The organism is Bacillus sp. FSL W8-1202 (assembly GCF_038006165.1).
Classification (GTDB): Bacteria; Bacillota; Bacilli; order Bacillales; family Bacillaceae; genus Bacillus; species Bacillus subtilis.
On the sequence record NZ_JBBOUR010000001.1, the window covers coordinates 22246 to 41540 of the forward strand.

The window sequence follows — 19295 nt, forward strand, 5'->3', positions numbered from 1 at the left end:
ATTTAACAAAAGTAACTAATTTCCCATAAATAAATAGTATTTTAGACCTATTATTTATCTGCTTTAAATTGTTTTGTCAGATCACGGAGTTCTTCAGACATTCTTTCAAGCGTCAGTGCAGATGAACTAATCTCCTCCATGGATGCCAGCTGTTCCTCAGCTGAAGCAGCGATATCTTGGATGCCATCCGAGCTTTCCTTAGAAATGGCTGTGATATCATTTGAAGCTGCGGAAATTTCTTGAGCTCCCGCTGACAGCTCCTCAACCGTCGCATTCATGTTTTGCAGCTCGGAAGCAATTTGATTGGTCATTTGCGATATATGTTTGAAGCTCTGTTTAGTTTCATCCGTCATGACAAGCCCTGTTTCAACTTCTTTGTTTACGGACTGAAGCACATTCAGTGATGTGTGAATTTCTTTTACTATTTCACTGATCAGCGATTCAATTTCTTTTGCCGAGTCAGCCGACTGTACCGCGAGCTTTCTCACTTCCTCAGCGACGACTGAGAAGCCCCGTCGTCCGTATTCACCCGCTCTGGCCGCTTCAATGGCGGCATTTAAAGCCAAAAGATTGGTTTGATCCGCAATGCCGTTGATGACACGCAAAATATTCGTGATATCCTTTGATTTGATCTCCAGCCCTTTCACCACTTGTTCCGCTGCTTTTACAGAATGGTCAATTGTGTTCATTTGGCCGGCTGTTTTCTGGACGAGTGTCTCCCCTTTACTTGACACTTCTGTTGAATCTGCGGATGTTTCTGTAATCACTGCTGCAGCCCGCGCCAGCTCTGCCAATCCGTCATTCATTTCATTAATTTGTTCGGTTGTCGTTTCTATTTTCTCGCTTTGGCTTTCGCTGCCGTTTGAAAATTGCTCGATAGCCATCGTAATGTGTTCAGTGGCTCTGCTTGTCTGGTCTGCCGATGCAGTCAGCTCTTCGGACGATGAGGCAACGTGTTCTACTGAGTCTTTGATCCCCTGAATGAGCGAGCGAAGCGAGTGTGCCATATGATTGAAGCTCTCGCTCAGAACGCCGAGTTCATCTTTTGAATTGATTTCAATCGTTTCGGTTAGATCGCCTTCACTAATTTTTTCAGCGGATGCGACAATGCGTCTCAATGGCTTTGTGATGGATCGAATCACAAAATAAATCGCCGTCATTCCAGCTCCGATGGCAATCGCCAGAACGATTGAAGCCATGATCAGAACCCTGCTTGCAGCATCGTGAATCTCGTTTGCATACATCGTGCCGCTGATTTTCCAGCCTGTTGTTTCGCTTGTTGCAAATGCCATTTTTTTCTTTTTGCCTTTGTACGTATATTCAAAGTCCCCGCTTATATCCTTGTAGAGCTTATCAACCCAGTCCCCTTTTAGCTCTGTTCCCGCTTTTTCTCCGGAGTAGGCGATGACTTTCTTGTTTTGGCTCAAAATAAAAGCATAGCCTTCTTTTCCGATATTGATTCCTTTCGCGGTAGTGACTAAGTCATCAATTTTCATATCAATGGCGACAACGCCTGACCCATCCACCGTTTGACGGGCGATGGTGACGACCATTTTTCCTGATGAAATCGATTCATAAGGCTCAGTGACAATTGTTTTGCCTTTATTGGCCATTGCTTCTTTGTACCAATCTCGTTCTAAAGCATTAAAGTCGCTTGGCATGTCAGCGTACGGATAACGTGTGAAGTCCCCGTCTTTGCTGCTTGAAAATACCGCAGCGACATTATCATTCATTTGGATAAATTGTTTAAATTCCTGTTTCAGCTCTGATTTCTTTTTATCCTGAAATTTTTCTGCTGTAGCCCAATCGCTGAAATACGCGAGGCTTTTTTCAGTCGTGCTGATTTTATCATCAATGATGTGATCTAATATCTGAACGTTTTCCTTTGCGCTTTGCGTCATCTGTACATCAAGTGAGGCAACTGCTGATTGATAAGCGCTTACCGAAAGGGCGGTTATCGGAACAATTAAGATCAGCAGGAAAGAAATACTAAGTCTCCTTGCAATTGATGATCTGCGAATAGTGGTGAGTGTTTTTTTCATTTCCTTTTGAACCTTCTTTCAATAATTTACAAATTATACCGGCGGATCTTCTTTAAATTACATTGAAAATGAAGGTAAAAATGAAAAATAGTTCTAAATTCACCGGTTAAACTAGGCCTTTATTATTGTTTACCATATAAAAAACAGCGCTTTGATAGCGCTGTTTTTCGGTTTTTACTCGATTTTAAATTGTTTCGTCAGATCACGAAGCTCTTCTGCCATCTGCGCAAGAGTGGTCGCTGAGGAACTGATTTCTTCCATGGAAGCAAGCTGTTCTTCAGCTGATGCGGCAATGTCCTGGATGCTAGCCGAGCTTTCTTTCGACACGTCTGCAATGCCGCTGACTGCTGCTGAAACATGCTGTGAACGGTCTGACAGCTGCTCGACGGTGGAATTCATCGTCTGCAGCTTGCCCGCGATTTCGTTTGTCATGCTGAAAATGCTCTGGAAGCTTTCTTTTGTATTGTCTGTGACAACAAGTCCGGACTGTACTTCCTGATTGACCTCTTTAAACATGTGAAGAGAGGTGTCGATTTCTGCGACGATTTCTTGGATCAGCTTTTCGATTTCTTTCGCTGAATCAGCTGATTGGACAGCCAGCTTGCGCACTTCCTCCGCTACGACAGAGAAGCCGCGTCCTGACTCTCCGGCACGCGCCGCTTCAATGGCTGCATTTAGTGCAAGCAGATTTGTTTGGTCAGCGATTCCGTTGATGACTCTCAAAATGCTTGTGATGTCTTTTGATTTTCCTTCTAAGCCTTTGACAACAGCTTCAGCCTGCTGAACAGATTGATTAATCGAGTTCATTTGTCCGACTGTCTGCTGCACAAACTTCTCACCCGTTCCGGCGATTTCCGTTGATTGGATAGATGCCTTTGTAATATCTGACGATGTTTGTGAGACTTGCTGGAGTCCTTCATTCATTAAGTTCAGCTGATGAGAGCTGGATTCAACCTTTTCGCTTTGCTCCTCGTTTCCGTTTGAGAACTGCTCAATCGCCATCGTAATATGCTCGGTGGCTTTACTCGTCTGCCCGGCAGATGCGGTAAGCTGTTCGGAAGATGCGGCCACATTGTTCACCGAGTCCTGAATAGCGCTGATCAGCGAGCGGAGAGATTGTCCCATTTCATTGAAGCTTTCCCCAAGCTCCCCAAGCTCATCCTTTGAATGGATTTCGATCGTTTCGGTCAGATCCCCCCTGCTGATCGTTTTCGATGATTGAACAAGACGTTTTAACGGTTTTGTAATCGAACGAACGATAAACAGAATTAAAATTCCGCCTGCCACAATGGAAGCAATCAGCACAATCATTCCTGTTGTCAGCACAGACTTTGAGGCATCCTTAATTTCATCCATATACATTGTGCCGGCTATTTTCCAACCAGTCAGTTCGTTTGTAGTATAGGTCATCTTTTTATCTTCGTTATTAAGAGTATACTGGAGTTCACCGCTGTCATTCGCATACATTTTGGCTACCCAGTCGCCTGAAAGCTTTTCTCCAGCCTTATGGTTCTTGTGGGCGACATAGGTTTTGTTTTTTGTTGCAATGAAAGCATAACCTTCTTTTCCGACCTTGATTTGTTTCATTTGTTCTAACAATTTATCAATGGTAATATCCATGGCGACAACGCCAGATCCGTCTTTCAGCTCCTGTGCAATGGTAATGACCATGCTTCCGTCACTCGCAGCCACGTAAGGATCTGTCACGACAATTTCACCGCCGGCCTTCATCGCATCCTGGTACCAAGGGCGTTGTCTAGGGTCGTATCCGTCCGGCAATTTCTCTTTAGGCGCTTGTACGTAAGTGCCGTTATCTGCGCCTCCATAAATTCTGGCTACGCCTTGATTAATAGATACATATTGAGAAAATTTAGCTTTGATCTCTTCTTGATTCGATTTTCCTTTGAATGCGGATCTTTTAAGAGATTCACTGAAAAAGGTAACTGCTTTCGCTTTTTCTCTCAGATCATTTGTAACGGTTGTATTAAATGTATCGACACTGTTTTTCGCATTTCCCATAATTTCCTGATCCAGCTTTCCGCTGGCGCTTCGGTAAGAGCTAAATTCTAATATAAGAATAGGGATAATGAGAATCGCAATAAATGAGACGATTAATTTCTTTGAAATAGACGGTTTCTTCAGCCAATTGATAAAAGTCTTCATGTCACTTGCTCCTTCAGGTTTGATACAGTATATATCGGCTGCTTAAAAAAGTTTTAAAATAAAAAATGGAAGAAGTTCTTTTTGGCTGTCTTCTGCCTTTTTAACTTTCATTGCCCAAGCTCTTTGCATATCCTATAAAAAACAAGGGGGGCTAAACATGATTATTGTATCAGGACAATTGCTCCGTCCCCAGGATATTGAAAATTGGCAGATTGATCAAAATCTGAATCCGCTGTTAAAAGAGATGATTGAGACGCCTGTTCAGTTTGATTATCATTCAATTGCTGAACTGATGTTTGAGCTTAAACTGCGGATGAATATTGTAGCAGCGGCAAAGACGCTGCACAAAAGCGGGGCGAAGTTTGCCACTTTTTTAAAAACATACGGGAATACAACGTATTGGAGGGTTTCACCGGAGGGCGCCTTGGAGCTGAAATACAGAATGCCGCCTTCAAAAGCGATTCGTGACATTGCTGAGAACGGCCCGTTTTATGCGTTTGAATGCGCAACCGCAATCGTTATCATTTATTACTTGGCTTTAATCGATACAATCGGAGAAGATAAATTCAATGCCAGCTTTGACAGAATTATTTTATATGACTGGCATTATGAGAAATTGCCGATATATACGGAAACAGGACCCCACTTTTTCCTTGGAGATTGTTTGTATTTTAAGAATCCTGAATTTGATCCGCAAAAGGCGCAATGGAGAGGCGAAAATGTGATTTTACTGGGGGAGGATAAATATTTTGCCCATGGTCTTGGAATCTTAAACGGACAGCAAATTATTGATAAGCTGAATTCTTTTAGGAAAAAAGGAGCCTTACAGTCAGCCTACCTTCTGTCTCAGGCGACCAGACTGGATGTTCCGTCTCTTTTCCGCATCGTCCGCTAAAAAGCCCCATCGCCTATTTTCCGGACGATGGGGTTTCAAATGCCTTTCGTTTTCGATAGAAAGGGGCTGTGCCGAAATATTGGTTCACAGCCCACTCCATTTTTTCAAGGTCATTTCTTGTCACGATTGGATCCTGGCTGCTCCATTTGATAAAGCGGACAAAATAGTAGCCTTTGATAGGAACCATTGTAACTTTTGAGTGAGGCCAGCCTTCAAATACAAACTCAATTTTCCCTCTTTTTTTATAAGAATATTGAAGAATGTTCATATCTGTCACCTCAGTTTATCAAGTTACGTTCGGCAAAGCTCGGTACGTTTACATCCATTGATTGACTATCCCTCATGCAAGGCTTTCCTTTTTATTTCGCATATGGATTAGCTTTTTGAGCATGTCTTGACTGAGATAGCCGAATGCCAAGCGCGCCTTCATTCGATAAAGCGGCAGCCGGGGCGGGTGTGACAAGCCCTCCGGCTATCGGCGTTTGTTCAGCGATCATGCTTTTGTCAAAAAAACAGCCTATTATCCCATCATTTTGATATAGCATGTCCGGGTGCGAGGGCCGTCAAATTCGCAGAAATAAATGCCCTGCCAAGTTCCAAGAATGAGCCGGCCGTTTTCCACAATGACATGCTGTGAAGCTCCGACTGTACTCGACTTCATGTGTGCAGCTGTATTGCCCTCCATATGGCGGTCCAGCTCATGTTCCCACGGATATACCTCATCAAACCTTCTGAGCATATCTTTTTTGACGTCCGGATCGGCATTTTCATTAATTGTAATGCCCGCAGTCGTATGCGGACAGTAAATCAGCGCTGCGCCGCTCGTTATACCTGTTTCTTGAAGAAACGCTTCCACCTCCCGGGTGATATCAATCATTTCATCTCGTTTGGTTGTTTTGATTTGCAGTGTTTTCAGCATTTGTTTCTCCTTTCGTTTGTCCGCTCTCATCGCTTAATTCGTTCTGTGTTCTTTTTTTTCCTGTTAAACCGCTCTCATAAACCCGATAAAACAAAAAAACTCCAGTCTAAGGCTGGAGTTTAGCACCATAGATATATTCTTGCTTCATACGGCTTTAAGAGTACTGATGTCATATGCTTGTGCGGCTCTGTTTCAATATTTGACAAGACGAGTGCATCTGATGACAATGGCAATCCAGAGTGCCTGAACAACGCCGGTGTTCCTGTCAGATTGGCCGCAATCAGTGCAGTATGGCTCTCGTTTTTCCGAAGATATGCAAAGATTTGCTGATCTTCCGGTAAAATGAGCTCGTATGTCCCGTTAATAAAAACATCATATGTTTGGCGCAGCTTGATCAAGCTTTTGTAAAAATGGTAAACGGATGTTTTATCGTTTTTTTGCGCCTCGGCATTCAGCCATTTGTAATTCTCATTGATTCCGATCCACGGTTTGGCCTCAGAAAATCCGGCGTATGGACCTGCATTCCATTGCATCGGCGTTCTTGAATTGTCTCTTCCCTTTTTCCAGACAATCTTCATCACATCCTCGTGTGATGTGCCTTTCGCTGTTTTTGTTTCATACAGGCGTTTCATTGCGACATCATCATAGTCCTCAATAGAGGGAAAAGCCACGTTCGTCATCCCGAGTTCCTGTCCCTGATAAATAAACGGTGTGCCTTTCATGAGAAAATAAACAGCGGAAAGCGCTTTTGCACTTTCTTTCAGGTACACTCCGTCGTCTCCCCACACAGAAACTGAACGGGGCTGGTCGTGATTCTCCATAAACAAAGCATTCCAGCCGATCCCTTCCAGACTGTCCTGCCAGTCAGTTAAAATTCGTTTAAATGCAACGATATCAATACTTTCATTGATCTCTACATCCCACAGGCCGAGATGCTCAAATTGAAAAATCATGCTGAATATGCCGTTTTTTTCTCCAGCCCAATCAGCTGCTTCTTTTGCAGCGACGCCGTTTGCTTCACCAACTGTCATAATCGGATAGCGGGAAAATGTGTTTTCCTTCAGCTCTGTTAACAAATCCATAATGCCGTCAGCATTCATATGATAAGGAAAGGAAGGGACATAGTCCAATCCCTTTGGATTCGGCATGTCGGGAAGCCCTTCTTTTTTCTTAATATGCGTAATGGCATCCACCCGAAATCCGTCAATTCCTTTATCAAGCCACCAATTGATCATGTCATAAACGGCATTCCTCACCTGTTCATTTTCCCAATTCAAATCAGGCTGTTTTTTATCAAAAAGGTGCAGATAATACTGGCTTGTCTTTTGATCATACTCCCAAGCCGGCCCGCCGAAAATGCTTTCCCAATTGTTGGGCGCTTTTCCGTTTTTGCCGTCTTTCCAAATATACCAGTCGCGCTTTTCCGAGTGTATGGATGAACGGGATTCTATGAACCATGGATGTTCGTCGCTTGTGTGGTTCACAACGAGATCCATAATCAGCTTCATCCCCAGATCATGAATGTCACCAAGCAGTTCATCAAAATCTTCCATGGTGCCAAACTCGCTTAATATGTTTTGATAATCCCGGATATCATAGCCATTATCGGCATTCGGTGAATCATACAGCGGACAAATCCATATGACGTCAGCGCCCAGCTCTTTTATGTAAGAAAGCTTGGATCTGATTCCTTGAATATCCCCGATTCCGTCGCCATTTGAATCTTTAAAACTGCGGGGGTAAATTTGGTAAACAACGGCTTCCTTCCACCAAGCCTTTTTCATACAGCCACTCCTTCCCAGTGTACCGGTCTTATATATCCTATGTAGAAAAAAGGCTTTACAGCATTGCTTTTTAAGAAATGACTTGATGACACAAAAAACAGCCGTTTGTTCCCCGGCTGTTTTTTATCAAAAATCAGTTTTTTTAATTTCTACAAAACGGATGTGATGATCTTCGGCGTCGAGGATTTTAAATTCACAGCCCTCCGCGTGTATGATGTCCCCTGCTTTCAGCTCCATTTTTTGCGTTAGAAGCCAGCCTGCAATCGTATCAATGTCTTCATTTTCAATCGCAATGTCGAGAAGGTCATTCACTTCGTCTATTAGCGCTTTTCCATCCATCACATAATGGTGCTCGCCCTTTTTCAGGATGTGCGGTGTTTCATCCTGATCATACTCGTCTCGGATTTCCCCGACGATTTCCTCGATAATATCCTCTACAGTGACAAGCCCCGCCGTTCCCCCGTATTCATCTACGAGAATCGCCATGTGAATCCGCTCCTTCTGCATGCGGATTAAAAGCTGCTGAACAGGAATGCTTTCAATGACTCTGATAACGGGCCTCATGATTTGATTCAGCTTTATCGGCTGGCCGAGAAAATAAGCTTTAAACATATCTTTGCTGTTGATGATCCCTAAAATATGATCCTTGTCATCTTTGATGACAGGGTAGCGCGTATACCGTTCATTAATGATGTGATGAATCGCCTCTTCAAGCGACTGCTCCAGAGAGATAACCGCAATTTCTGTCCGCGGAATCATAATCTCTCTCGCTACCCGGTTGTCAAATTCAAAAATCTTATTTACATAGCGGAATTCCGACTGATTGATTTCTCCCTTTTCATAGCTTTCAGAAAGGATCAGTCTTAGTTCCTCCTCGCTGATGACAACCTCATGCTCCTTTACTGAATGAAAGCCAAACAATTTCACAAGAAAGCTTGCAGAGCCGTTTAATGCTTTAATAAACGGGTACGTGATTTTATAAAACCAGATCAGCGGCTTTGCAATCCATAAGCTTACAGCTTCAGCTTTTTGAATAGAAACCGTTTTCGGGGCAAGCTCCCCCATCACCACATGCAAAAAAGTGACGATGATAAATGCAACTACAAATGTGACAATGCGGTTAAACGGTTCCGGCATGCCTGTCATTGTAAATAAGGGATGAAGAAAACGTTCAAATGTAGGTTCACCAAGCCATCCAAGGCCGAGGGCTGTAATCGTAATCCCGAGCTGGCAGGCTGATAAATACTCGTCAAGATTGGAGATGATTTTATGTGCGGCTAGTGCTCGGCTGTCACCGCTTTCGATGAGCTGATTGATTTTTGAACCTCTGATTTTGACGATCGCAAATTCCGCTGCAACGAAAACAGCCGTAATGCCAATCAAAACAAAAATGGCGATCAATTGTAAAATAAGCAAAAAAAGCCCTTACCATAAATGGTAAGGGGCCACCTCCTTAACGTTAATTCTCATCACGACCGTTTAAGAAAATCATCACAAAACGAAGTAGTTCAAACAGGGAAACCAGAGCGGCGGCCACATACGTTAAGGCAGCAGCACTCAGCACTTTATTTACCCCATTTTCTTCATTGTTTCGGATGAATCCTTCTGACACAATAATCTGCTTCGCACGTGAACTTGCATTGAATTCGACAGGCAATGTAATCAGCTGGAAAAAGACAGCCGCTGAAAACAGTATGATGCCAAGCCCGATCAAATTCAGGCTGCCGAGAAGCATGCCTCCTAAGAAAAGCAAAGGAGCTACACCGGATGCAAAATTCACGACTGGGAAGATTTTATGTCTCAGCACAAGCGCACCATATGACTCCTGATGCTGCAAGGCATGTCCGACTTCATGGGAAGCTACGGATATGGCGGAAATTGAGCGGCCGTAATAGACCGGCTCAGATAAACGCACCACCCGTCTTGTCGGGTCGTAATGGTCTGTTAAAGTGCCTCTTACCGGTTCGACCGGCACGTCGTAAAGACCGTTTATATCTAAAATCCGTCTTGCCGTTTCTGCCCCTGTACGTCCGCTTGAGGCTTCCACTTTTGAATATTTTTCAAAGTTGCTCTTTACTTTAAATTGTGCCCAAAACGACAATCCCAATGCGGCTATTGTTAAAAATATAAACAGCATTTTTTCATCATCCTTTTTCCATGATCATTTCTCTATTACGATTATTTTAATGAGTTTTCTTTCCCGTGTACAGAAATGCGCTTTTTCTTCCGGCTTGGAGCACACAATCCAATCAGCAAAAAGAACAGGCCTGCTGAAAACAAATAAAAGGCGAAACTGCCGGCCAGTTCTTTCAGAAAATGAAGCCAGGAGAAGCTGCCGGAAAAGTGATTATATGAATTCAAATCGAAAATAAACAAAATCACCGCGGATGCCGCCAGCTGCGTACCGATCAAAACCACGATCGTTCTTTGAAAGATCGTCATCTTTTTCATCCTTTTTGTTTTAGTTTATGGAGAAATCCGGTTTTATATGTTTTGTACATTTTTTGAAAAACATCACCGGAAGTGGGACATACTGTTAGAAAAAAGCACGGGTGTGATGGAAGCTATGAAAGTGACGAGTGAGGAAAAGGAACAGCTGAGCACAGCAATCGACCGAATGAATGAAGGACTGGACGCGTTTATCCAGCTTTATAATGAATCGGAAATTGATGAACCGCTTATTCAGCTTGATGATGATACAGCCGAGTTAATGAAGCAGGCCCGAGATATGTACGGCCAGGAAAAGCTAAATGAAAAATTAAATACAATTATTAAACAGATTTTATCCATCTCAGTATCTGAAGAAGGAGAAAAAGAATGAAATCAAATCGGATATTTATTTCATGGCTCATGTGGCCGTTATTTATCCGAATCGGGGTTATTATTTTATGTCTGATTCTTTTGTTCGGCCAAATCATTTATATACTTGAGCCTAAGCAGTTCACTTCGGTATTCGAAGGCATTTGGTGGGCTGTCGTTACGGTTTCGACAGTCGGTTATGGAGACTATGTGCCGCACACGCCGCTGGGACAGGCAGCCGGAATACTGCTGATTTTGAGCGGAGCAAGCTTTGTCACAGCATATTTCGCTACGTTATCAGCGGCCGCATTCAGCAGACAGCATCGCTACATCGAAGGAAAAGTTGCTTACAAAGGCCGGGACCACATCATTCTGATCGGGTGGAATGAAAAAACAAACCGGCTTTTGAAGGACCTTCAGCTTGCCGCCCCTTCCAAAACAGTCGTACTAATCGATGAATCCTTAACAGAAGGCCCGCTTATTGAAAACGTTCATTTCATACGCGGGCACGCTGCCGATGATGGGACACTGAAACGGGCCAATATTACTGAAGCGGAATCAGTGATGATTACTGCCGATCAGTATAAAAGTGAAACTGATGCTGATATGCTGTCAGTGCTGACTCTTTTATCTGTTAAAGGGCTTAATCCCCTTGCTTACTGCATCGTCGAGATTTTGACTGACCGTTTTGTCACCAATGCGGAGCGGGCAGGCGCAAACCAAATCATCGGAACTTCGGAATTTATCAGCCGGGCGATGCTGCAGCATTACCAAGTCAAGTTACGGCCGCCTAAACAGCAGAACGGAATCAAGCTGACACTTGATCAGCATGTGGAGCTTCTTGCTGTTCCTGACGAACTAAAGGGAGCGGCTTACAAAACCTGTGTTCTCTATTTCCTTGATCACAACACAACAATTATAGGCGTACAAAAAGAGGAGGGGCCGATGATTTCCCCTCCTCTTACATACAAGGTGCTCGAAACAGACCAATTCCTTGCCATCTAGTGTAACAGAACATCCTCCAATTCTTTCACGAGAGAGGCGCCGATATCCAAAAATGCCGGATCAATTTCCGCGTCCCGCCTTTCCGGTTCGGAAAATTGATTAAACAGTGATTGGAAAGGCCCTCCCTCGGCTTGATCATCAACATCAGTCTGAAGCACCTGCCTCAGCATAAACGGCGTTCCGATCCGGACGGCCGCCCCACGTTCATCGAGACTGCCCTGTACCGCATTGACAGGAACTCTTAAAAATAAATAGCCGTCTCTATCATCAATTTTATAATCAAAGTAGCCATGATGGTATTCCCAGCCGCCATTTACCACATAACCGAGCGGCTTCATCACTTGTTCCAGTTCTTGAAGCAGAAAAAACTGCCCATCTATCGCGGAAGGTATTGGTATCATCAGAATGCCCCTTTTTTCACTTATCCTGTCCCGCCGAACAAGACTTCATTCAGAGGCGCCTACATGGAAATCGTTGTTTCTTTCGCGCGGCCAGCAGAAAAGAAAGCGCATTCAATTAAGAAGTAAACAGCCATTGCCGCTGCAAGCCATGCAGCTGAATCCCAAGACACATAAACAACCGTTGCATAGAGTCCTAATTTAGTGAAAAGAGTATGGGTTCGTTTTAAATGCAAAATCCGATGTACCGCATCGGTAAAAAGGGCAAGCGGCAAACCAATGAGAAGAAAGGCGTGGATGAAAACATGTGACAGCGTGCCGTCAAAGCTTGAAGAAAACTCTGTATACACGGCATCAAAGGAGATAAGGAAACTTAAAACAGCTGCAGAAAAACCGGCAATGATGAGATGTTTAACCAATTGTTTCATGAACATCAGCACCTTTCTGATTTTATAAAAAGCCGACCGGCAAATGCCAGTCAGCTTTCTCACATTAATCTTCCAGACGTTTTTCAAGCTCTGCTTTTTTCTCTTCAAAGCCAGGTTTGCCGAGTAACGCAAACATATTGACTTTATACGCTTCTACACCAGGCTGGTCAAACGGATTGACGCCAAGGAGGTAACCGCTCATCGCGCAGGCTTTTTCGAAGAAATATACAAGGTATCCAAAAGTATATGCATTCAGCTCAGGAATGTTAACGATTAAGTTCGGAACATTTCCGTCTGTATGGGCAAGCATCGTGCCTTGGAATGCTTTTTTGTTAACGAAATCAACAGTTTTACCTGCTAAATAGTTCAAGCCGTCAAGATCGTTATCCGCTTCCTCAATTGTCAGTTCATGTTTAGGTTTCTCTACGTTCAGGACCGTTTCGAATAAATCTCTGCGGCCTTCTTGTACATACTGGCCTAAAGAATGAAGGTCTGTTGAATAGTTCGCTGAAGAAGGATAAATGCCCTTCTCATCTTTCCCTTCGCTTTCTCCGAACAGCTGCTTCCACCATTCCGCAAAGTATTGAAGCGCCGGTTCGTAGTTGATGAGCATTTCAATTGTTTTGCCCTTATTATAAAGGACATTGCGAACAACCGCATATTGGTATGCTGGGTTATCTTCCAGTTCAGATGTTGCAAAATCTTTGCTCGCATCCAGGGCGCCTTTCATCATGTCATCAATGTTGACGCCGCTGACAGCAATCGGCAAGAGACCTACAGCTGTTAAAACTGAATAACGGCCGCCGACATCGTCAGGAATAACAAATGATTCGAAGCCTTCTTCGTTAGAAAGCGTTTTTAATGCGCCGCGCTCTTTATCAGTTGTTGCATAAATCCGCGCTTTCGCTTCTTCTTTACCGTATTTCTCTTCAAGAAGCTTGCGGAAAATACGGAAAGCGATTGCAGGTTCAGTTGTCGTACCTGATTTAGAAATCACATTAATAGAGAAGTCAACATCTTCAAGAAGATCCATGACGTCTCTCATATAAGATGAACTGATGTTGTTCCCGATAAAAATGACTTGCGGATTGCCGCGTTTTGCTTTTGGCAAAGTGTTATAAAACGCGTGATTCAGCGCTTCAATCGCTGCCCGCGCTCCAAGATAAGAACCGCCAATGCCGACAACAAGCAAGACATCAGAGTCAGATTTGATTTTTTCCGCGCTTTTTTTGATGCGCGCGAATTCTTCTTTATCATAATGTTCAGGGAGGTCCACCCAGCCTAGAAAATCGCTGCCCGCGCCTGTTTTTTCATGGATATTATGGTGTGCTGTTTTTACAAAGTCCCGCAGATATGTAAGTTCATGTTCGTTGAAGAAAGTCAACGCTTTTGAGTAGTCAAAGCGTACATGCGTCATTGCTTGTCCCTCCATAACGGTATAATGTTTTCATCTTTCACTTTATATGAACTTATCTGTGAAATCAAGTCAAGAAGAAAGGGCGGAATGACTGGATTCCGCCCTTTGAGTTTATAGAGACGCGCGAAGGATGGCAAGCACGTCATCTTTGTTCAGTTTTTGGAAGTTGCCGAAGCCGCCGTGTTCCATTTCCTTGGCTGCGATATCAGCAATCAGCTCAAGTTTTTCTTCTCCAATATTGTAATCAGCAAGACGAGAAGGCGCACCGAGGCTTGTCCAGAACGCAGATAGTTTATCGATTCCTTCAAGCGCAATTTCTTTATCTGTTTTGCCTTCAGTATCAATGTCAAACATGTTGAGCATGAGGTTTTTGAAGCGGCCTACATTTGTATCAAGAGTATATCTCATCCAGTTCGGGAACAGTATCGCCAAACCGCCCGCGTGCGGAATATCATACACAGCTGAAACGGCGTGTTCCATTGTATGAGAAGCCCAGTCACCAAAGTAGCCCATTTGGAGCGTGCCGTTTAAAGCGATTGTACCAGCATACAAAATCGTTTCACGAAGCTCGTAGTTTTCCAGATCTTCAAGAAGCTTAGGAGCTGTTTCGATGACCGTCTGCAAAACAGCAAAGCACATTCTATCCTGAAGCGGCGTATTTTCAACATTATGGAAGTATTGTTCGAATACGTGGCTCATCATGTCAACCATGCCGTATACTGTTTGATTTTCCGGAACCGTGAACGTATTTTCAGGGTCTAAAATAGAGAAACGCGGATGAGTGACATTGCTGCCCCATACAAATTTCTCGTTTGTTTCCCAGTTTGTAATCACGGAATCAGGGTTCATTTCAGAGCCTGTTGCAGCAAGCGTTAAAACAGTGCCAAACGGCAGCGCATCCTCCGCTGTTACTTTTTTGCTGAAAATATCCCAAGCGTCGCCATCGTATTTGACGCCAGCTGCGATTGCCTTTGTACAGTCAATCACACTGCCTCCGCCGACAGCAAGCAGAAAATCAATGTCATGCTCTCTGCAAAGGCCTATGCCTTTTTCCACTGTTGCAAGACGCGGGTTCGGCTCTACACCTGACAGCTCATGAACAACAGCGCCCTCTTCTTTTAAAATGCCTGTGACTTGATCATAAAGGCCGTTGCGTTTAATGCTGCCGCCCCCGTAAACAAGCAGTACATTTTTGCCGTATCGTTTGAATTCTTTTCTTAATTGTTCAAGCTGACCTTTTCCAAAAATCAGCTTTGTCGGATTATAATAAGTGAAATTTTCCATAGTAAAACCTCCAAATGATGCTGGTGAAAAACAGATTTTCCATTGTAACATAAGTTGACAAAAAGAAAAAGGGAAGCAGCCAAACGGCTATTTCCCCTTTTTTATAGTGATGCTTTCAAAATTGACAGCACATCTTCTTTGTTGAGTGATTTAAATTGGCCGAATGTACCGTTAGCCATTGCCTTGTCAGCAATTGTGTCAAGCTGCTCATCATTAATATCATAATCAGCAAGACGGTTCGGAGCGCCAAGGCTTGTCCAGAATGCGGACAGCTTATCGATACCTTCAAGTGCGATTTCTTCATCTGTTTTACCTGCTTCTTCAACATCAAACACGCGAACTGCAAGCTGTTTCATGCGGGCAGGGTTTTCAGACAATGTGTGTCTCATCCAGTTCGGGAACAAAATCGCCAGTCCGCCGGCATGCGGAATATCATAAACGGCTGATACTGCATGTTCAATATTATGAGTAGCCCAATCCCCTCTTGCACCCATAGAAAGCATGCCGTTTAATGCAATTGTTCCTGTGTACAGGATCGTCTCACGCAATTCGTAATTTTCGAGATCATTAATCAGCTTAGGTGCTGTTTCAATGACTGTACGCAGAAGTGATTCACACATGCGGTCCTGATACGGCGTGTTTGATACATGATGGAAGTATTGTTCGAATACGTGGCTCATCATGTCAACCATCCCGTAGATCGTGTGGTTTTTAGGTACGGTAAATGTATTCACCGGATCAAGAATCGAGAATTTAGGGAATACGAGCGGGCTGCCCCAGCCGTATTTTTCTTTTGTTTCCCAGTTTGTAATAACAGATCCTGAGTTCATTTCTGAACCAGTCGCAGCGAGAGTCAATACCGTTCCGAATGGCAAAGCATCTTTTGGCTGATGCTTTTTCGTAACGATATCCCACGCATCACCATCATACTTCGCTCCTGCGGCAATCGCTTTTGTACAGTCGATTACGCTTCCGCCTCCGACAGCCAGCAAGAAATCAATGTTTTGTTCTTTACAGATGGCAACACCTCTATTAACAGTTGACACACGAGGATTCGGTTCCACACCTGCTAATTCATGCACGGTCGCTCCGGCTTTATTCAGCTGTTCAATCACTTGATCATACAGGCCGCTGCGTTTAATGCTGCCGCCTCCGTACACAAGCAATACGTTTTTTCCGTAAGGTTTGAGTTCCTCCGGAAGTCTTTCCACTTCGCCGCGCCCGAAAATTAATTTGGTCGGATTCCAGTATGTAAAGTTTTGCATGACATCTCCTCCTTAGATTTTTTATTATGCAGAATGTCCTCACCACATGTAAAGCAATCAGCTCTCACCGGTCAGCATACCAGATGGTTTTATTTTGCAAGATGCTGGGAAAGAAGCTGGTATAAGCGAGGGCAGGCCAGCTTCCCTCATATGGAGAATGCATGTATAGATTCTCCAATATGTCACAATCTATAACTGTTTTAATAATTCATGGAGGAGGTTGCAAAACATGAGTACCATTCAAAGAATTTGTCTTGTATTAACCATCATTGGCGCCATTAACTGGGGACTGATCGGATTTTTCCAATTTGACTTAGTAGCGGCTATCTTCGGCGGCCAAGGGTCAGCTCTTTCCCGAATCATTTACGGACTAGTCGGAATCGCCGGCTTAATCAACCTCGGTCTGCTATTTAAGCCAAACGAGGAAAGATCACGTGAAGAAGCAGCAAATCCTGAAATGCGATAGGATATCAATCACGCTGAAATAGGATTTTGCATGAAATCAAAAGCACCGAACATTCCTGTCCGGTGCTTTTTTTCATACTTATTTTTTGATAAGGTCTTTGCGGTTGGACATTTCGATCCACTCTTCAAGCTTATCTTTTAATGTGTTGAAACCTTGTGGTGTAGAAGCTTCTTCGCTTACTTGAGCAGCTTTAGGTTTTCTTGGTTTGCTTTCTTTTTTCTCAGGCGCAGCTTGTGTCGCACGAATTGAAAGGCTGATTTTGCCTTTTTCTTCATCAACAGCAAGTACTTTTACTTGTACTTCGTCGCCAACTGAAAGGTGCTCGTTGATATCTTTTACGAAACCGTGAGTCACTTCAGAAATGTGTACTAAACCTTGAGTTTCTTCATCTAATGCAACAAACGCACCATACGCTTGTAATCCTGTAACTTTACCAGTGTAAACACTGCCCACTTCAAATTTTGCTGCCATTCGTAACAACTCCTAAGTTAAATTAAATATCTGTTTATACGCAATTTAAAATTATATCACACATGTCTTATTTCCGCAAAGAAAACTTTTTATAAAAAATCAGGTTTATGCACAGCAAAAAGGGGGTAAACTGAAAATACCAAAGGCTTTCTAGTATTCCCCCCTTTTATTGGATGCGAACAAAAGGTTCGTATCTTTTTTTATGTTGTTTTGTGCAGGAAGCGTTTCATTCTGACTAACGCTTCTTGAAGCTGTTCAATCGAGGTTGCGTATGAACAACGGATATAACCCTCACCGCTCGGACCAAACACACTTCCAGGAACAACGGCCACTTTTTCCTGCGTAAGAAGCTCCTCGGCAAACTGTTCTGAACTCATTCCCGTGCTTTTAATAGATGGAAAAGCATAGAAAGCGCCGCCCGGATGATGACAGCTGAGACCGATTTCATTGAGCGATTCTACAAACAGATTCCGTCTTCTTCGATAGCTTTTTTTCATTTTTTCTACGTCTTCCATGCCGTTCTTCAGGCCTTCAAGGGCGGCAAACTGCGCCATTGCGGGCGCGCACATCATCGCATACTGATGAATTTTAAGCATGGCATCCCGAAGCAAGGATGGTGCCGCGGCAAAACCGAGCCTCCAGCCCGTCATTGCAAATGCTTTTGAAAAGCCTGAGATGACTACCGTCCGTTCCTTCATTCCCGGTAATGCCGCTATACTTGTAAATTCCTCATCATATGTCAGCTCCGCGTAGATCTCGTCGGCTAAGACGATGACATCATGTTTTTTGGCAAACTCAGCAATCTCATTCAGCTCTTCCTTCGAATAAACCGAACCTGTTGGATTCGATGGTGAGCAGATGAGAATGGCCTTTGTTTTTTCAGTGACTGCCGCTTCAAAATCAGCAGCCGTTGCTTTAAATCCTTTGTCTGCCGTTGTATGAACGTGAACCGGGATACCGCCTGCCAAAGAAACAAGCGCATCGTACGCCACAAAACACGGCTCAGGAATGATGACTTCCTCACCTGGATTCACAATGGCGCGGATCGCAATATCCAAAGCCTGACTTGCCCCCACTGTCACAATCAGCTCATTATCTGGCGAGTAGCTAAGGTCAAACCTGTTGCTCAAATAACGGCTGATTTCCTCCCGCAATGAGTATAAACCCGCATTGGCCGTGTATGACGTATATCCTTGTTCAAGAGAGAGAATGCTTGCTTCGCGGACATTCCACGCGGTGACAAAGTCAGGCTCGCCGACGCCTAAAGAAATGACGCCTTCCATCGTTGCCGCCAAATCAAAGAATTTGCGGATGCCGGATGGTTTTATTTGTTGTACATAGTCTGATAAATACGAAGTCATTTACGGTGACACCACGATTCTTTTGTCGTCGTCTCCTGTTTCAAACACTTTGCCGTCATGCTTGTATTTTTTCAGGATAAAATGGGTTGTCGTAGATACAACTGAATCAAGCGTTGACAGTTTATCCGAAACAAAACGCGCTACGTCAGACATTGAATTGCCGCGAATCACGACAGACAAATCGTATACGCCTGACATCAGGTAAACTGATTCAACCTCTTGGAATCGGTAAATCCGTTCTGCCACTTCATCAAAACCGACGCCCCGCTTCGGCGTTACTTTGACGTCGATCATGGCCGTAACGCCCTCATGTCCGTCTACTTTTCGCCAATCAATCATAGCGGAATAATCGATAATAACCTTTTCTTTCTCCAGTTTGTCAATAATTGTTTTTACTTCATTTACAGGAATGCCCGCCATCTTTGCGATTGTTTCTAAATCGGCGCGGCTGTTTTCGTCTAAAATTTCTAATATTTCTGTTTCTTTTTCTGTCAATTTCATTTGATTCACACCTTTGCAATGTCAAGAAATCTCATGACATTATATCACGTTTTTTGACGAATGCTAAGAAAAAACGAGGAGAAACTTCCGCTAGAAT

Annotated in this window: 22 protein-coding genes; 4 read left to right on the plus strand and 18 right to left on the minus strand. The window is 43.7% G+C overall.

All coding sequences use genetic code 11. The annotated features are described in order from the left end of the window. Positions 1-50: 50 nt before the first annotated feature. Complete coding sequence (gene tlpA / locus NSQ09_RS00130) at positions 51-2042, minus strand: methyl-accepting chemotaxis protein TlpA (RefSeq protein WP_341030252.1); 1992 nt, start codon at positions 2040-2042, stop codon at positions 51-53. 174 nt (positions 2043-2216) lie between these two features. Then, positions 2217-4205 (minus strand): methyl-accepting chemotaxis protein McpB, encoded by a 1989-nt coding sequence (gene mcpB, locus NSQ09_RS00135; RefSeq protein ID WP_041054291.1) that lies wholly within the window; start codon positions 4203-4205, stop codon positions 2217-2219. Between the two features lie 157 nt (positions 4206-4362). On the opposite strand from mcpB, the gene NSQ09_RS00140 reads away from it, so the two are divergent. After that, complete coding sequence (locus NSQ09_RS00140; RefSeq protein WP_017695504.1) at positions 4363-5100, plus strand: protein-glutamine gamma-glutamyltransferase; 738 nt, start codon at positions 4363-4365, stop codon at positions 5098-5100. Positions 5101-5113: 13 nt separating this feature from the next. Here the strand turns inward: NSQ09_RS00140 and NSQ09_RS00145 are convergent, their stop codons facing one another. The 8 genes from NSQ09_RS00145 to NSQ09_RS00180 all read right to left on the minus strand — a co-directional run bounded on the left by NSQ09_RS00145 (position 5114) and on the right by NSQ09_RS00180 (position 10245). Continuing rightward, entirely contained in the window at positions 5114-5368 is a 255-nt protein-coding gene (locus NSQ09_RS00145; RefSeq protein WP_038828455.1) for a hypothetical protein, read from the minus strand. A 91-nt stretch (positions 5369-5459) separates the two neighbouring features. Beyond that, positions 5460-5597 carry a hypothetical protein gene (locus NSQ09_RS00150; RefSeq protein WP_157794908.1) on the minus strand — a complete coding sequence of 46 codons (138 nt, stop codon included), beginning with the start codon at positions 5595-5597 and terminating at the stop codon, positions 5460-5462. 23 nt (positions 5598-5620) lie between these two features. Next, positions 5621-6019, minus strand: coding sequence for a secondary thiamine-phosphate synthase enzyme YjbQ (locus NSQ09_RS00155; RefSeq protein WP_003243483.1), 399 nt, complete (start codon positions 6017-6019; stop codon positions 5621-5623). Next, a complete protein-coding gene (locus NSQ09_RS00160; protein ID WP_003243642.1) occupies positions 5979-6113 on the minus strand; it encodes a hypothetical protein in 135 nt (44 codons plus the stop codon). The genes NSQ09_RS00155 and NSQ09_RS00160 overlap by 41 nt, the downstream gene beginning before the upstream one ends. 25 nt (positions 6114-6138) lie before the next feature. After that, the gene (locus NSQ09_RS00165) at positions 6139-7803 is read right to left on the minus strand and encodes a glycoside hydrolase family 13 protein (RefSeq protein WP_017695506.1); all 1665 of its coding nucleotides are present in this window, start codon (positions 7801-7803) and stop codon (positions 6139-6141) included. 126 nt (positions 7804-7929) lie between these two features. Next, complete coding sequence (locus NSQ09_RS00170) at positions 7930-9219, minus strand: hemolysin family protein (RefSeq protein ID WP_341030260.1); 1290 nt, start codon at positions 9217-9219, stop codon at positions 7930-7932. 43 nt (positions 9220-9262) lie between these two features. Continuing rightward, entirely contained in the window at positions 9263-9940 is a 678-nt protein-coding gene (locus NSQ09_RS00175; protein WP_003228889.1) for a zinc metallopeptidase, read from the minus strand. A gap of 41 nt (positions 9941-9981) precedes the next feature. Next, entirely contained in the window at positions 9982-10245 is a 264-nt protein-coding gene (locus NSQ09_RS00180) for a membrane protein (protein ID WP_015483620.1), read from the minus strand. A gap of 46 nt (positions 10246-10291) precedes the next feature. Here NSQ09_RS00180 and mstX point away from each other — a divergent pair, with 46 nt between their 5' ends. Together mstX and kbfO are read left to right on the plus strand one after the other, a co-directional pair. Beyond that, complete coding sequence (gene mstX, locus NSQ09_RS00185; protein WP_003228886.1) at positions 10292-10624, plus strand: biofilm formation protein MstX; 333 nt, start codon at positions 10292-10294, stop codon at positions 10622-10624. Then, on the plus strand, positions 10621-11607 hold the full coding sequence (gene kbfO, locus NSQ09_RS00190) for a potassium channel protein KbfO (protein ID WP_341030264.1): 987 nt from the start codon (positions 10621-10623) through the stop codon (positions 11605-11607). The genes mstX and kbfO overlap by 4 nt, the downstream gene beginning before the upstream one ends. Here the strand turns inward: kbfO and NSQ09_RS00195 are convergent. The 5 genes from NSQ09_RS00195 to NSQ09_RS00215 all read right to left on the minus strand — a co-directional run bounded on the left by NSQ09_RS00195 (position 11604) and on the right by NSQ09_RS00215 (position 16399). Beyond that, positions 11604-12008, minus strand: coding sequence for a YugN-like family protein (locus NSQ09_RS00195; RefSeq protein WP_272516017.1), 405 nt, complete (start codon positions 12006-12008; stop codon positions 11604-11606). The two genes, kbfO and NSQ09_RS00195, sit on opposite strands and share 4 nt — an antisense overlap. Before the next feature lie 59 nt (positions 12009-12067). Next, the gene (locus tag NSQ09_RS00200) at positions 12068-12439 is read right to left on the minus strand and encodes a hypothetical protein (RefSeq protein WP_080031058.1); all 372 of its coding nucleotides are present in this window, start codon (positions 12437-12439) and stop codon (positions 12068-12070) included. A gap of 58 nt (positions 12440-12497) precedes the next feature. After that, positions 12498-13850, minus strand: a complete 1353-nt coding sequence (locus tag NSQ09_RS00205; protein WP_003243401.1) for a glucose-6-phosphate isomerase — start codon at positions 13848-13850, stop codon at positions 12498-12500. A 111-nt stretch (positions 13851-13961) separates the two neighbouring features. Beyond that, positions 13962-15134: an iron-containing alcohol dehydrogenase gene (locus tag NSQ09_RS00210; RefSeq protein ID WP_003228872.1), complete on the minus strand. Its 1173-nt coding sequence runs from the start codon at positions 15132-15134 to the stop codon at positions 13962-13964. Between the two features lie 101 nt (positions 15135-15235). Continuing rightward, positions 15236-16399, minus strand: a complete 1164-nt coding sequence (locus tag NSQ09_RS00215) for an iron-containing alcohol dehydrogenase (RefSeq protein WP_017695513.1) — start codon at positions 16397-16399, stop codon at positions 15236-15238. A 229-nt stretch (positions 16400-16628) separates the two neighbouring features. Between NSQ09_RS00215 and NSQ09_RS00220 the strand changes: the two genes are divergently transcribed. After that, positions 16629-16865 carry a DUF378 domain-containing protein gene (locus NSQ09_RS00220; protein ID WP_003220771.1) on the plus strand — a complete coding sequence of 79 codons (237 nt, stop codon included), beginning with the start codon at positions 16629-16631 and terminating at the stop codon, positions 16863-16865. Between the two features lie 78 nt (positions 16866-16943). Here NSQ09_RS00220 and yugI read toward each other — a convergent pair whose 3' ends face one another. From yugI to NSQ09_RS00235, 3 genes are all read right to left on the minus strand, one after another. Beyond that, entirely contained in the window at positions 16944-17336 is a 393-nt protein-coding gene (gene yugI, locus NSQ09_RS00225; RefSeq protein ID WP_003228864.1) for a S1 domain-containing post-transcriptional regulator GSP13, read from the minus strand. 200 nt (positions 17337-17536) lie between these two features. Continuing rightward, positions 17537-18697 (minus strand): aminotransferase, encoded by a 1161-nt coding sequence (locus NSQ09_RS00230; protein ID WP_003228862.1) that lies wholly within the window; start codon positions 18695-18697, stop codon positions 17537-17539. Continuing rightward, positions 18698-19198: an Lrp/AsnC family transcriptional regulator gene (locus tag NSQ09_RS00235; protein ID WP_009968070.1), complete on the minus strand. Its 501-nt coding sequence runs from the start codon at positions 19196-19198 to the stop codon at positions 18698-18700. Between the last annotated feature and the right edge of the window lie 97 nt (positions 19199-19295).